Source organism: Telluria sp. Soil_C_11, from assembly GCF_057657395.1.
Window position 1 is genome coordinate 104,198 of record NZ_JBDGIN010000001.1, and the last position, 14,506, is coordinate 118,703.

8 protein-coding genes are annotated in these 14,506 nt (G+C 60.5%); all 8 read right to left on the bottom strand.

What is annotated here, in order from left to right; all coding sequences use genetic code 11:
* Positions 1–65: 65 nt before the first annotated feature.
* Positions 66–1,031, bottom strand: a complete 966-nt coding sequence (locus AC3A6M_RS00475) for a hypothetical protein (protein WP_487850795.1) — start codon at positions 1,029–1,031, stop codon at positions 66–68.
* On the bottom strand, positions 1,028–6,952 hold the full coding sequence (locus AC3A6M_RS00480) for an FkbM family methyltransferase (RefSeq protein WP_487850796.1): 5,925 nt from the start codon (positions 6,950–6,952) through the stop codon (positions 1,028–1,030). The genes AC3A6M_RS00475 and AC3A6M_RS00480 overlap by 4 nt, the downstream gene beginning before the upstream one ends.
* A 96-nt stretch (positions 6,953–7,048) precedes the next feature.
* On the bottom strand, positions 7,049–8,326 hold the full coding sequence (gene wecC / locus AC3A6M_RS00485; protein WP_487850797.1) for a UDP-N-acetyl-D-mannosamine dehydrogenase: 1,278 nt from the start codon (positions 8,324–8,326) through the stop codon (positions 7,049–7,051).
* Complete coding sequence (gene wecB / locus AC3A6M_RS00490; RefSeq protein ID WP_487850798.1) at positions 8,313–9,452, bottom strand: non-hydrolyzing UDP-N-acetylglucosamine 2-epimerase; 1,140 nt, start codon at positions 9,450–9,452, stop codon at positions 8,313–8,315. The genes wecC and wecB overlap by 14 nt, the downstream gene beginning before the upstream one ends.
* Positions 9,449–11,158: a polysaccharide biosynthesis/export family protein gene (locus tag AC3A6M_RS00495; RefSeq protein WP_487850799.1), complete on the bottom strand. Its 1,710-nt coding sequence runs from the start codon at positions 11,156–11,158 to the stop codon at positions 9,449–9,451. Before AC3A6M_RS00495 ends, wecB begins: the two co-directional genes overlap by 4 nt.
* Before the next feature lie 45 nt (positions 11,159–11,203).
* Positions 11,204–12,232, bottom strand: a complete 1,029-nt coding sequence (locus AC3A6M_RS00500) for a KpsE/RkpR family capsule polysaccharide export protein (protein WP_487850800.1) — start codon at positions 12,230–12,232, stop codon at positions 11,204–11,206.
* 125 nt (positions 12,233–12,357) lie between these two features.
* Positions 12,358–13,023: an ABC transporter ATP-binding protein gene (locus AC3A6M_RS00505; protein ID WP_487850801.1), complete on the bottom strand. Its 666-nt coding sequence runs from the start codon at positions 13,021–13,023 to the stop codon at positions 12,358–12,360.
* Positions 13,020–13,808, bottom strand: coding sequence for an ABC transporter permease (locus tag AC3A6M_RS00510; protein WP_487850802.1), 789 nt, complete (start codon positions 13,806–13,808; stop codon positions 13,020–13,022). Before AC3A6M_RS00510 ends, AC3A6M_RS00505 begins: the two co-directional genes overlap by 4 nt.
* Positions 13,809–14,506 lie beyond the last annotated feature (698 nt).

Genomic DNA, 14,506 nt, shown 5'->3' on the forward strand with positions numbered 1-14,506 from the left:
GTGCGGCAGGCGTTCGATGCTATGAACGAACGGTCTGCGGATCGGATCTCATTGCGGATTTTCGATCATCGATAATATCTTCCCACCGACATCATGGGGAATCCGCGCAACAAATCGGCTGCATATTCGATGTAGACGAAAGCACTGACGCTCGAATTGTCGCCGGCAGCCGGCAGCAGCATCTTGTTGTGTCCAGGCTCGTCGAAGCAGCCGTTGCGATTGAAATCGTGGCCATATTCTTCCAACACCGGCGCGATTGGACTGGTGTTACGCGCGAGGATAACGGAATTTTGTACCCACATGGGTCCGCCGTATTTCTTGACGACAGCTGGCTGACCCGGCTCTGTCAAGGTAAGCACCGCCCCGTCTGCAGTGGACTGGAAACGCCGGAAATCGATGATCGAGGGCTTGAAGTCCCACTGCCCCGATACGCCCGTGAACGCAGTCTTTACATAGATCTCGCCCTTGTATTTCCAGCCAATTTGCGCGGGCGATATGTCTCCCAAAATGGGACGGTCGGCTGCAAAGGCAAAACCGACGACTTGCTCCAGCTGCGCTCCACCGGCACTCTGGGTGATCTCGACCAGCTTGTAGCCGTCGGGGGCAGTCGCATCGGCTGCCCAGCGATATCGGAACTTCCGGGTTTCGACGGAGATCCCATCGGGCTCCCGCCGGATTCTGGGCTTTTCCTCCTCAACCACGTCCATGCGTATACGCGATATCGGGCCATTCATGCACGTGGTCCCGCCGTAAGGCGCATTCATCTCGTGGATGTACTTCGTCGGCACACGCGGCAAAAGCTTGGCGCTGTCGTAGCGCTCGACATTCATGCACCAGGCATCGCCGCATTTCCTGATGACGCCGTACTCAACGAAATTGCGTGGGCTCGGCAAATCAACACGGTAACCCGCGGCAAAGGTAAAGACGGCCGGCAGATTGCCGCTTCCGTCTGCCTTGGCACCAGCGGACCAGGCCAGTGCCAGCACCGGAATCACATGGACAAGGCGAAACGATGGCTTATAAAACGTCATGACATGATTCCAATTTCAGACAAGATCACCTCTTCTTTGCCGCGTTGCCGGTTGACGTTCTCGCTGGCCGCCTTCGACATCGCCAGGAACAGCGCAGGCTCGTGATAAAGCTTGGCAATGCCGCGTGCCAGCGTGGCCGCATCATTTCCGGGCGCTAGGATACCGCAGTTTTCGTCGACGAACTCGGGCACTGCTGCAACGGCGTTGGTCACCGGCACCAGACCGGATGCCATGGCCTCGTCACGAGAGACCCCTTGCGTGTCCATACGCGTCGGGCACAGGAAAATGCCATATTCCTTATGCAACGCTGCGATTTCCGAACGCTTCAGGAAACGCTTTTCAATAAACACGTTACTGAACTGACGCAATGGCGCAAGTGTATTGTCGAACAATGGCCCATCGCCGATCAAGCGGAATTCCACTTCATTGAACCAAGGCTCCTCGGCCAGGGACTGGATCGCTTTCACACTCAGATCGTTGGCATAGGTAGCCGACGAATACGGGCGGATCGACAGGATTTTCTTGCGCTGCTCGGACGCTTTGGGATGATAACTGAACACATCCGTATCAATCGGATTATGGATGATCGCGTAGTGTTCTTCGGGAATACGGAAGCCGATGTCTTCCATTACTTCCTCTGCGAAGTAATGTGACACGAACACGAGCTTCAGGTTGGCAGGCATCGGGCGCAGCAGGCTGCGCCAGAATTCCATCCTGGCGTCGCTCTTCATTTTGGCGACAGTACGTTCATCGTCCGTCGAATAGTTGAAGTCACGACGGTGCCACGGCTGGATTTCGGCGCCATGCACCCAGACGATGACCTTGATGCGATCGATGTGGTGCTTCAGCACCTCCCACATGGTCGTATCCAGGAAATGCACCAGCACCGTCTTGTAGCGGCCGCTGGATAACATGTGGTGCAGCACTTCCTGCGAGCCGGTCGTTACGTCGATGTCTTCGAACTCGTGATACGAGACCGGCTCCGAGGGGCGCATCCGAAATACGTCGCAGCGGACGCCTCGCTCCCGGTAGGCCATCACGCGGCTGTGGACGAAACCATTCCGGTACAGGTCATCGTAGGACGGATAATGGTTGGTCAGGATCAGCTTGTCCGCCTTGCCGATGATCTCGGCCGGCTGCAGGTCGCGATGCGCCAGTACCAGACCCTTGACGTCGCAGCTGCCGCCGGCATAGAAGCGCAGGCCCGGGCGCACGTAGACCGTACCGAGTGGAATGTCGGCTTCCTGATTACGATTGGCGTGTTTGATCACGTGTGCGATCTTCTGCTTTTGCGCATCGAGGAACACGAGCACCAATTGCAGATTCAGGCCAGGAGTCGTATCGAAATAGAATTCCGCTTTGTCGCTCCAACCCAGGCTGTCGAGCGGGTATTCGGTGGTAGCGTACAAGTATTCATGTTTGCCGTCCGCAAGAGACGACTGGAAGCACCAGTTATCACCGTCGAACTCGGTTTGTACCGCGGCGCTCGGCGCCTTGGTGAAAGCTTCGGAAAACTGCTTTCCGCTGATCATTTTGCCTTTTTCGGCGCCTTCGGCAGCAGGCGGGATGTGTTCCGCCAGGCTCAACAGTTCGTCGATCGACACGCCCTTGTCCAGCCCTTGCAGGTCATCGACCATGGCAAGCATCAGGGCGCGGTCGGCGCTGTCCTGGCCGTTACGGCAGTAGTTGAACTCATCGATGGCCAGGCCGTTGTCCGTATCCAGCTTTGACGAGGCCAGTGCGGCGACCCACGACGCCGCATTCGCTTCGGCGAGGCGTGCCAGGCGCACGGCGGTGCAGCGCAGCGCGAAGCTCTGCGCCGGATGATATGCCGTCCCGCCCGCCTGTAGGGCGACAGCACCTTCTTGCCAGAGGTAATGTGCATTTTTACCGATGACGTCCGCCCCCGAGTAGGTAGTTGTTAGTGCGATGTCGAGCAGGTAATTCGGGCCGTAGTAATCCTGCGCCACCATGCCGGCAACGAATTCCGCGTCCTGGACAATTGCCGCGATGCTCAGCCCTTCGGCGGCGTCCGCCGTCAGGAACCGTACCCGCTCGTCCGTCGAACGCGCAGGTGCAAAGTTCTTTGCCAGGAGCACGTGCATCTGGTAATGCGCGTAGGTCTGCCGTGCCGCGTTTTCAAGCAGCAGGTTCAGTTCGGCTTGGTTTGCCGCAGTGACCAGCACGGCGATCTTCGGCTGTCGAACCACCGCAGGCTGCTGCGAGACCTTGGAGAAGACATACGCCAGCCGCTGCTCGTAGGTGTGTTCCTGCAGCACCTTGCGCAGTGCGGCAAGGCGCAGCTTGGCGCTGCGTACGTCGTCGCCCGCGACCGATTCGAGGTGGCGCACCATCTCATGGCCGCTGTCGGTCGTGATCACCAGGTCGCCGAACATCAGACGGATGCCGCGCGAGAAGTTGCTGACCGTGATCGTGTTGGACGCCATCAGTTCGAACACGCGGCGCGCAAACATGGTCTGCGACTGCTTGATCGAATTCAGGTTAATCGCATAGCGGTAGCCCTTGTAGGCCTTGTCGATCTGGTCGAACGGCAGGGTACCCACGATGTACGGCAGGTACTCCGGCGGGAACTGATAGTTGGGGTCGTTCTTGCCGTAGTTGCGGTCGTAGATTTCCACCGGGCGGAAGCTGGGCAGCTCGCTGATGAAATTACCCAGGTCGCGGGTACGGTCGGGGTAGCGTACGTAATACGCGCCGGCGAAGCAGAACGCGTCCTTGCGCTCGTAGGTTTCGATCGGGTGATTGTTCTTCGGCTGACACGCAAACGGCAGCAGGAACACGTTGTCGTGCTTCAGCGCCGCCTTGTAGCGGTGGATGCAGTCGATGTCGGTCGTGAACACGCAATCGAACATCATTGCGGTGCTCAGGAAGGTTTCGAAATGGACAGGGTCTTCCTTGTTCCAGAATACCGTCGGCACGCCATGCTGGCGACACCACGCGACGATGCCTTGTACTTCCTGGCTGTTATGCCCGACTTTACTGCCCCAGAGCTCGTCCTTGCCGCGCCATGCCGATTCGATGAAGAGCAGTTCCGGCTTGAAGCCTTCGAGTTCGGCCTGCCAGTTTGCCGGGGTCAACTGGAACAGATCGCACTCGGCTCGATATGAGCCAAAAGTGAACTCGTCCATAATGCAAGCGACCTTGAGCTGACGCAGATCACGCGACAGGTCATACGGTGCAACAGCACGCTGGATGGGTTGCTGCAGCTCCGCGGCTACCGGCATTGCCGCAACTGGAGCAGCCGGCACTGCCTTTTCCACCGGTTTCGGCGCTACCTTGGCGACCGGTGCCGCGGGCGCAACCTGCACTGGTGCGGCCGGGGCGACGACAGGCTGGAGTTTCTCCAGTTGTTGTGTTTTCTGCTTGCGGCGTTTGATCACTTCCTTGCGCCATGCAAGCATGGCCGACGGTATGCCGATAAAACCGCGTACCGATTTGAAACCGTTGATCAGGATATAACCCAGCTGGAACGACAGGCTGGCGCGGGTCTTGATGACCTGCTGCTCGGCCTGCATCTTCTGCTGGCGTGCACGCTCGAGTTGCTGATTCGTTTCCCTCAGGTTCTTCTTGTGGGTTGCCAGTTCGAGTTTTAATTGCTCCAGGTTGCGCTGCTGTTCGCGTGCCTGTGCCTGGCTGGTCTGGACCTTCGCCTTCAGTTGCGGTATCTCTTCGCCAGTAAGGCGACGGTATTTCACGTTGGCGTCATTGAGCTGCTGTCCCAGGTCGGCGATGCGATCCTGGGCGACCTTGTAGCCTTGGGTCTTGCTGTTCAGGTCGGCCCTGGTCCGTGCCAGGTCTGCCTGCGCTTCGCCCCACAATTTTTCGGCGCCGCGTGCCGCCTTCTCTTCCGCGGCCACACGCTGCTTGAGTGCCTCGACCTCGTGTTCCGCCCCACGCGTCGCCTGTGCTTCCTCGGCTACGCGTTGCTTAAGCGCCTCGACCTCGTGTTCCGCCCCGCGCGCCGCCTGTGCTTCCTCGGCCACGCGTTGCTTGAGCGCCTCGACCTCGTGTTCCGCCCCGCGCGCCGCCTCCTCTTCCTCGGCCACGCGTTGCTTGAGCGCTTCGACCTCGTGTTCCGCCCCGCGCGCCGCCTGCTCTTCCTCGGCCACGCGTTGCTTGAGCGCCTCGACCTCGGCAGCCACTTCGCTGACCTTCGCGTTCGCAGTCGCCAGCGCTTGTTGTTCGGTCTCGATCTTTGCGTTCAGCTCACGAATCTGCTCGGTCGCCGCCTGGTAGTTGGCCGTGACCTTGCCGAGCTCGGCTTTCAGCTGATGCATGTCGGCCTGCGCTTCACCCAGCTGCTTTTCGGCGCCGCGTGCCGCCTGCTCTTCCTGGACCACGCGCTTCTCGAGCGCCGCGACCTGGCTCACTGCCTCACGATACCTGTCGTTCGCAGCGGCGAGCGCGTCCTTCTCGGCCTGCAACTGCGCCTGGATACGGACCAGCTGCTTTTCGATCTCGTGCGCACCCTTGCTGGCCTGATGCCAGTCCTGGCGCAGCTGCTCGATCTGACCAAGCAGCGTATCGCGCTCTTCCAGCAGACGGGATTGCGTCTCGATGAGCTGCGCATTGGCTTTCGCTGCCGCCTCGGCAGCCTGCTTAGCGAGCGAATCGTCGTGCTCGGCCTTGCGCCGGATTTCGTGCACCTGCTCAGTGGTAACACGGTATTTGCGGTTGGCCTCATTCAGGTTGTCCCGCGTGGAAGCCAGTTGATCGTTCGCCGTCGTCAGTTTGTTCGACAGCTCGCGTACCTGGACGGTTTGCTGCTCGGCCTCGGCCACCGCGCGGTTGCGGCCGGCCGTTGCCTCGGCAGCTTGGGCGCGTGCGATCTCAAGCGCCGCTTCGATACGGATGAGCTGTTTTTCGGCATCATGCGCCGCTTCACGGTGCGTCTCCGCAAGCGTGCTCAGGCGCTGCACTTCCTGTTGCAGGCCAGTACGTTCGCCTTCGAGGCGATCGCGCGTTTGCGCCAGCTGGCCCTGTGCGTCGTTAGCGGCCTGCTCTGCTTTCTGACGCGCCGACTCCTGCTGGGCCAACTGCACTTTCAGGCTAGCAACCTGTTCGGTCGCCGTACGGTATTTCAGGTTCGCGCTGTCCAGCATTTCGCGGGTTTTGCCGATCTGCTGTTGAAGCTGATAAGTGTCTTGAGCACCCTTCAGCTGCAAGCGCGACAGACGCTGGTCGACCGTCATTTGTTCATTCGGCAGGAACAAATGGGTCGGCGTTGCATTGAACGTATCCCAATACCCATAGTTCTTTGCGGTCATCCATTGATGAATCTGGCGGAAGCTGACCTGATCCGCACATTCGACGTACAGGACAGGCCGGTCGCGCTGGATTAGGCCAGTCGCACCGTCCAGCACGTCGATTTCCATGCCTTCGACGTCGATCTTGATCGCCTTCACCTGCTGCGGGAAATCGATGCTGTCGAGTGGAACGATCTGGAGCGGGCCGTCGCCGCTGGCAATGCTCTGGGCGCCGAGATTGTCAGGAATTTCCTTGGCGAAGTGCCCCCGACCGGTATCCTTGCCGAGACCGAGCTCGCGCACCTGCACCTTGCCGTCCAGGGCATTCAGCGCCAGGCTGCCGCGCAGGGCGGTGGCAAGTTCCGAATTCGGTTCGAAAGCCACCACCTTGCAGCCGACCACGGCGGCAAGGTACATCGTATGGTTGCCGATGTTCGCGCCGGCGTCCACCACCAGGTCGTCCGCCGACAGGCGCGTGCGCATGTCCTCGAGCATCGGCAGCTCGTAAGGAATGTGCTCGGTCGCCAGCTTGCGCTGGATATAGTCGAGGTCGGCATTCGGCAGCAGCATACGATACGAAACACCGTCGGCCGACAGCTCAAAAATATTCTCTGGCATTGGGGAGGGAACGCTTTGTAGGGTGGACGTTTTCATGGGTGGTTGCACAGGCACGCCGGAGGTGCGGGGTGTCTATTGTAGGGTACGGAATGTCGGCAGGGGCGGCCCGGAAGGCCGCCCCTGCCCGTCGGATCAGCGCGCGTGGAGGATGCCCACGGCATCGATCACGTGCGGATGCTCGCGCAGCTGCTGCGCCAGCTCGACGAACGGACGGTGCTTGACCAGCACCGCGATGACGTCGGCGCTTGCGATGGCCTCGGCCGGGCTGACCAGCGGCAGCGCGGACAGCGAAGCCGGCAGGGCCTCGACGTTAGGCTCGCTCAGCATCAATTGGGTGCGCGAGTCGGCGGCGATCTTCTCGGCGATGTGCAGCGCCGGGCTTTCGCGCAGGTCGTCGATGTCCGGTTTGAAAGCCAGGCCGAGGACGGCCACCTTGATGTCCTGCTCCGCCTTGCCGGCGGCGACCAGTGCGGCGACTTCGGTGCGGATGCGCTCGCGCACCCATTCCGGCTTGCTGTCGTTGACTTCGCGCGCAGTGCGGATCAGGCGTGCCTGCTCGGGCGTCTTGTCGACGATGAACCACGGATCGACGGCGATGCAGTGTCCGCCGACGCCGCAGCCGGGCTGCAGGATGTTGACGCGCGGGTGGTGATTCGCCAGGCGGATCAGTTCCCAGACGTCGATGCCGATCTTGTCGCTGATCAGGGACAGTTCGTTCGCGAACGCGATGTTAACGTCCCGGAAAGCGTTCTCGGTCAGTTTCGCCATTTCGGCGGTGCGCGCATTGCTGAACAGGAGCTCGCCCAGCACGAACACGCGATAGATCTCGGCCGCGCGCTGCGAGCAGGCGGGCGTGATGCCGCCGATGATGCGGTCATTCTCGATCAGTTCGGTGACGACACGGCCCGGCAGCACGCGCTCGGGGCAGTAGGCCACGTGGATGTCGATCGCGTCGGCAGCCGCGCCGGCGACCGGGAAACGCAGGTCCGGACGGGCCGCTGCGAGCCATTCGATCATCGATTCGGTGGTGCCCACCGGCGAGGTCGACTCCAGGATCACGGTGTTGCCCTTGGCGAGCACCGGTGCGATCGACTCGGCGGCGGCCTTGACGTAGGCCAGGTCGGGCGTGAGGTCGTCCTTGAACGGGGTCGGCACGGCGATCAGGAAAGCGTCTGCCGGCTCGGGCTTCGTGGTGGCGCGCAGGTAGCCTTCGGTTACCGCGGCGTGCACGATGATGTCAAGGTCCGGCTCGACGATGTGGATGCGACCCTGGTTGATGATGTCGACCGCGTCCTGGTTGATGTCGACGCCGATGACCTGCACCTTGCGGGAGGCGAACATGGCGGCGGTCGGCAGGCCGATGTAGCCCAGGCCGATGACGGATACCGATTTGACTTTATGCTGCAGCATGTTGATTCTTCGTTTTCTTGATGATGTTGACGATGCGCTGGCACGCGGTGCCGTCGCCGTAAGGGTTATGGGCAAAGCTCATGCGGTCGTATTCCTGGCGGTCGGTCAGCAGGGCCGCGACGCCAGACTTGATCGACGCCGGGTCGGTGCCGACCAGGCGCACCGTGCCGGCGGCCACCGCCTCCGGGCGCTCCGTGGTTTCGCGCATCACCAGCACCGGCTTGCCGAGCGACGGCGCCTCTTCCTGGATACCGCCCGAGTCGGTCAGGATGATGTGGGAACGCGTCATCAGGTACACGAACGGCAGGTAATCCTGCGGTTCGATCAGGTGCACGTTGGTGAGGCCTTTCAGGATGCGGCCGACCGGTTCGCGAACGTTCGGGTTGAGGTGCACCGGATAGACGAAATCGGCGTCCGGGAAGTCGCGCGCCAGGTCGCGGATCGAGGCGCAGATGCGCTCGAAGCCGTCGCCGAAGTTCTCGCGGCGGTGGCCGGTGATCAGCACCATGCGCGCGCCGTCGCGCAGGAACGGGAACAGCGTGCGCAGCGAATGCGCGAGCGCTTCATCGCGGTCGAGCTTTTCCTTCACCCACAGCAGGGCGTCGATCACGGTGTTGCCGGTGACGTGGACCTGCAGCGGGTCGGTGTTCTCGCGCAGCAGATTGTCTTGCGACTGGGCAGTCGGCGCGAAATGCAGGGCGGCCAGGGCGCCGGTGAGCTTGCGGTTGGCCTCTTCCGGCCAAGGCGACAGCAGGTTGCCGGTGCGCAGGCCGGCTTCCACGTGGCCCACCGGGATGCGCTGGTAGAAGCAGGCCAGCGTGGTGCAGAAGGTGGTCGAGGTGTCGCCATGGACCAGCACCAGGTCGGGGCGGAATTCGGCCAGCACCGGCTCGATGCGGGCCAGGATCTCGGTCGTGATGCCGGACAGGGTCTGGCCCGGCTTCATGATGTCGAGGTCGTAGTCCGGCGTGATCTCGAACAGGTCAAGGACCTGGTCCAGCATCTGCCGGTGTTGCGCCGTGACGCAGACGCGCGCGTCCAGGTCTTCCTGCCGGGCCAGCAGCTTTACCAGGGGGGCCATCTTGATGGCCTCGGGACGGGTCCCGAATACAGTCAGTATTTTCATAATCCGAGTGCGACTTTTGCCGAGATGGCGATTTGATAGATAACTTGGGTGACTTCTTTCCAGATCTGGCGCGACTTCACGTCCACCTTCGGCAGCACCATGATTTCGTCGCCGGCCTTGAGCGCGGACAGATTGCTGCTGTCGTCGAAACTGCCGTCCGGGTGAGCGATGATGATGCGCGAGGTATCCGCATGCTGGGTCAGGCCGCCGGTCACGCGCACGTAATCCTCCACGTCCCATTTCGGGTCGTAGGCCACCGCGTTCGGGAACAGCACCTCCCCGCTGACCAGGACCAGGCTGCCTTTCGGCGGAATGCGCAGCACATCGCCGTTTTCCAGCACCATGTCGTTGCGGTTGGCGGCACGGGAAATCACCACCTGGCCGCGCGGCGTCACCTTGCGCGCGCGATCGACCCATTGCAGCATCAGGCCGGCTTCCTCCTTGCGCAGCTGCGCTTCCTCGGCGGTGCCGCTGCGGGCGGTCAGTACCGCCTGCTGCAGGTTCGTCAGCGAGGTGTCGAGCAGCTCTTTCTGGCGCGCCTGGACGCTCACGCGGAACAGTTGGATGTTCGCCATGTCCGACTGCGCCGACGGCTTGATCTGGGTAAGCAGCATCCCCATCGATGCACCGTGCGGCAGCACGTATTCCTGCATGCTCTGGTGTTCGCCTTCCACGCGGACCGTGATCGTGCCCGGCTTGGTGTCGGCGGTGAATTCGACTTCGTCGCCGTCGCCGATGCGCACGCCGGCCGCGGCGGAGAGCGCGTAATAGTCGATGTTGCGGACCGTGCCGGAATTACGCACCACGCGCACATTGGTCGCCTGCGAGGTCGGCTTGGCCAGCGCCATCACGTCGGCCAGGGTGATGGTGTTGTCGATGAATTCGAAACGCTTGGCATTCTCCGCCAGGCCGGCAACCTTGACGGTATGGTGGCGCGGCTCCACGAAGATGACGTCGCCGTCGCCCAGCTGGATCATGGGCATGACGCCGTTCAGCAGGAAGTCGTAGAGATTGACCGCGGTGCGGACCTGCTGGCCGCGCTTGACCACCACGTTCAGGAAACTGCCGCGCTCGGTGTCGATACCGCCGGCACTGTCGAGATAATGCAGCAGGCTGTCCATGCTGGTGCCGTTGTACAGGCCCGGACGACGCACGTTGCCGCCCACGAAGACGCGTACCGGCTGCGCCATGGCCAGGCTGGCATAGATCGACACGTTGGCGCGGAATACCTTGCGGACCGCCGCCTCGACGACCTGTTGCAGGTCCTTGTTGCGCACGCCCAGCACCGACACCGGGCCGACCTGCGGAACGAAGACGTTCCCTTTCGGGTCGACCGTGAACACGCCCTCGAAATTGAAGCCGCCCCAGAAGCGCATCATCAGCTTGTCGCCGACCGCGATCAGGTAATCCGGGTTGAACTGCATCGCGCCCTTCTGCACGAAGCTGCCGCTGAACAGCCTTGCGCCGAACACATCGCTCTTCAGGTTCACGGAATAGTCGAACTTTTCCGGCGCCGCGGGTCCCGCCTCGGCGGTACTCATCGCTTCCAGCTGCGCACCCGCTCCGTACTGGGTCATCGCGGCCGCCGGGGACAGCGACATCGGACCACCCTCGCCACCGGCGTGGGTCTTGATGTCGGCGGCGGCGGCCTGCTTCGACTTGGCATTGGTCGCATCGGCATCCTGGGCGACAGCGGCGCTCGACATGGCCACTGCGAATACCAGGCTCATAACTAAAGAAAATCGCATGCGTTAATCCTTGTGGTCACGGATGATGGCTGCCAGCAGGGTGAGAATGCCGGCGATGAGCATCGTGACGAGAACGAAAGTGATGATGTTGTACAGGCGGCGCGGCTCGAGCGACTCCTCCGCCAGCGTCGGGGCCTGCAACACCGAAACCTTCTTCAGCATGCGGGTGACCTCGACGCGGCCCTTTTCGAGACCGGTCAGCGCCGTCTTGTAGACGTCCTCGGCAAACCCGGCCGCCAACTGCAGGCGCTGGTATTCCTCCAGCGTGCGATTCAGCGGTGTACCCTTGCCGCCGGTCAGACGGTTTTGCTGCTCGGCGATCTGCTTGTCGACCGCGGCGATCTGGACGTTCAGGTCGACCACACCCGGCGCCTCCGGCGTCAGGTAGGCCAGCAGCGCCGAGCGCCGGGTTTCCAGTTCGACACGGGTGGCGCGCAGCTTGTTGAGGCTGCCGACGTCGGTTTCCGCCGTGTTTTCGGGCGACACCATGTCATGCTTGTTCTGGAAGTCGAGCACGGCGAGACGGGCCTGCTGGAAGCGCGCCGCCATTTCCTGCACCTGCTTTTCCAGGAAAGTGACCTGCGACTCGGCGAGGTGGTGTCCGATCTCGTTCATGTAGGCCTCGCCCTCGGACAGCAGGGCCTGGGTAATGGCCTGGGCCGTTTTCGGATCGAAGGCCTGCGCCTTGATCACCAGCACGCCGGAGTAGTCGTCGAACTCGACGCTGATGCGCGACAGGTAATAACGGTAGAACGCCTCCTGCGTCGCGGAACCCGACAGGCGCGACAGCGGATCGCGTGCGCGATCGCTGAAATGGGCCTTCAGGTGCAACCTGGCGTCCAGCTTCTTCATCATGTCCGCCGACAGCAGGTAGCTGCGCAGCAGGAGCTGGTCGGGCCTGTTATTGCCGCCAGCGCCGCCACCCAGAAGGGAGCCGAGATCGACACTTTTCGAAGCGCCGAGCTGGGTGTGTTCGATCACGACATCCGCTTCCGACACGTAGCGGTCGGAAGCGATGGCTCCCCAGTACACGGTCGCGCCGACGCACAGTGCGGTAGCGGCACGCCATATGTTCTTTTGATTCGTTACGAATCGCGTAACGGCCGCCAAACCCGCTTTCGGGCTGCGTGCGCGTACCGCCTCTTTAGTGCCATCCCTCATGCGCCAATGCTTTCCTTGTAGTTTGCCAATGCGTCTTCAATGTCATCGAACCAGTGGGCCGATCCTTCGTGCAGCCAGATACCCGCCTGGCAGAACTGGCGCAGCGTTTCTTCGCTGTGCGACACCATGATCAGCCCGGCATGGTCGGCGACGCGCTTGAACGCCGCCGCCGCCTTGTTGGTAAATGCCATGTCGCCTGCGGCGGTGACTTCGTCCGAGATATACACGTCGAAGTCGAAGGCCATCGACATGGCGAACTGCAGTCGCGAACGCATGCCCGACGAATAGGTTTTTACCGGCTGATCGAAATAATGCCCGATGCCTGCAAAGTCCTGGATATAGTCCAGACGGTCCTGCATATCATGGTCGTGCCCATGGATACGGCAGACAAATTTAGCGTTCTGCCTACCGGACAGCGACCCTTGCAGGCCACCGCCATAGCCCATCGGCCAGGACACGCGGGAATAGCGTTCGATCCGTCCCTTGGTCGGCGTATCGATCCCGCCGATCAGGCGCAGCAGGGTCGATTTGCCCGCCCCGTTACGCCCCACCAGGCCAACGTTGACTTTCGGCGGGATCGTGAAATTCAGCCCTTTCAGGATCCAGCGCCCGGCGCCATGGTCCGTCATATAGCGCTTGTGCACATCCTCGACAATAATCATTCTGCAATCAACCGTCGTGAAAAACGCAGGTGCATCGTGAGCCCCAAAAACACCGCCACCAGTGCGAATCCATATACATAAGCGAGGCTTGCTTCAGGTACTGGATGGAAATGCGAGAAATACGCGCCGCGCAAGGTTTCAAGACCGTGCAAGAAAGGATTCCACAACAGGTAGTCGCGATAAGGCTGCGGAATCGTGCTTGCAGGGATCATGACGCCCGAAATGAAATACAGTGGCAGGACCAGGATATGGACCACCTTGCCGAGTTCGGAAACGAGTTTCGTCCCCGCGGACAGGATCAGGCCGATGCCGAGACCGCACAGCCACATGCCGAGCACCGTTGCCATGACCAATAGTGGATCGCTAGGCAAGACATCGTAACCAAACAGGCTTGCACCGGCCAAAATCAGGATGGCACTCAGCAGGGTCAAAAACCCTTCCAGGGTAGCGCGCACCAACACCGTGTCGATGGGTTTGACTTGGCGATAGGTGAACAATGCACCGTTCGCATGAATCGCTTCCATGCTCCTCAAAAACGTATTGCGCGCAAAATAGATACCCAGCAAGCCGGTGACAACAAACATGGCGCCATCGACTCCCCCCACTTTTTTGTGATAAACAAAACCGAACAGGGTCATAAGGAAAATGAGATACGCCAGCGGCTCGAACAGCAGCCATACCCAGGCGGCACGGCCGGCGGCCAGCCTGGTCACGGCTTCGCGCAGGAATAATGCTTTCCAGGTTGCGAAAGTAATTTGTACCGATGAACGGATCTGGCGCGCCATATCAATGAATTACATAAATCGAGTAATAAATCACCCCGCACCGGTCAGCAAATTTGCTGAAAACAGCGATGGCATGAAGGATTCTGGGAAATCCGGGACAAGAAATAAAGTGCAGCGTCATTCACCGACGCTGGGTTCGATAGAGTGCCTTGCAGGGATTATTCTTACTGAAGGGACGCACATACGGCGCTGTCAATCGCTTCACTTCACTGCCCACCGATGTGACACTCGGTCACTATCGGAGACCTTCGCGGACATTGCGCTGCAGGTCATCGGCAATTTTACTTCACAGCCACATTTAGTACCACCCATCCTCAGAGTTTTTGATCACCACCCGTCAAAAAAAACGTTCAAAATCATGTAATTACATGAAACAATTTGTGAGATTTAGTCAAAACGCGGTCCTCGGCGAAACTTCGGCCGGAAAAATTCTTGATAAAAAACACAAAGAAATTGCCACCCCAGCCATTTTTTTCTGCACTTGCATCGGCATTTATTAACACTTGTAAATACATGGCGACTGCTGGCTTTATCTTGTGTCATGTTTGGGCCAAAGCTCCTGCTCGACAAACAATGGCTGGTTTCTGTCGCAGGAATGTGACGCCAAATATGCAATAAGTATTGGTATCCGTATACGACATGTGGAAAAACATGGAATACCACGCTTGTTCCATATACTTTCATCATGTCGCTTTTTC

Coding starts and splice junctions, on each gene's coding strand:
- AC3A6M_RS00505 (WP_487850801.1), bottom strand. CDS start 13,023: ATGATTATTGTCGAGGATGTGCACAAGCGCTATATGACGGACCATGGC.
- wecB (WP_487850798.1), bottom strand. CDS start 9,452: ATGAAAATACTGACTGTATTCGGGACCCGTCCCGAGGCCATCAAGATG.
- AC3A6M_RS00510 (WP_487850802.1), bottom strand. CDS start 13,808: ATGGCGCGCCAGATCCGTTCATCGGTACAAATTACTTTCGCAACCTGG.
- AC3A6M_RS00480 (WP_487850796.1), bottom strand. CDS start 6,952: ATGAAAACGTCCACCCTACAAAGCGTTCCCTCCCCAATGCCAGAGAAT.
- AC3A6M_RS00495 (WP_487850799.1), bottom strand. CDS start 11,158: ATGTCGAGCGCCGCTGTCGCCCAGGATGCCGATGCGACCAATGCCAAG.
- wecC (WP_487850797.1), bottom strand. CDS start 8,326: ATGCTGCAGCATAAAGTCAAATCGGTATCCGTCATCGGCCTGGGCTAC.
- AC3A6M_RS00475 (WP_487850795.1), bottom strand. CDS start 1,031: ATGACGTTTTATAAGCCATCGTTTCGCCTTGTCCATGTGATTCCGGTG.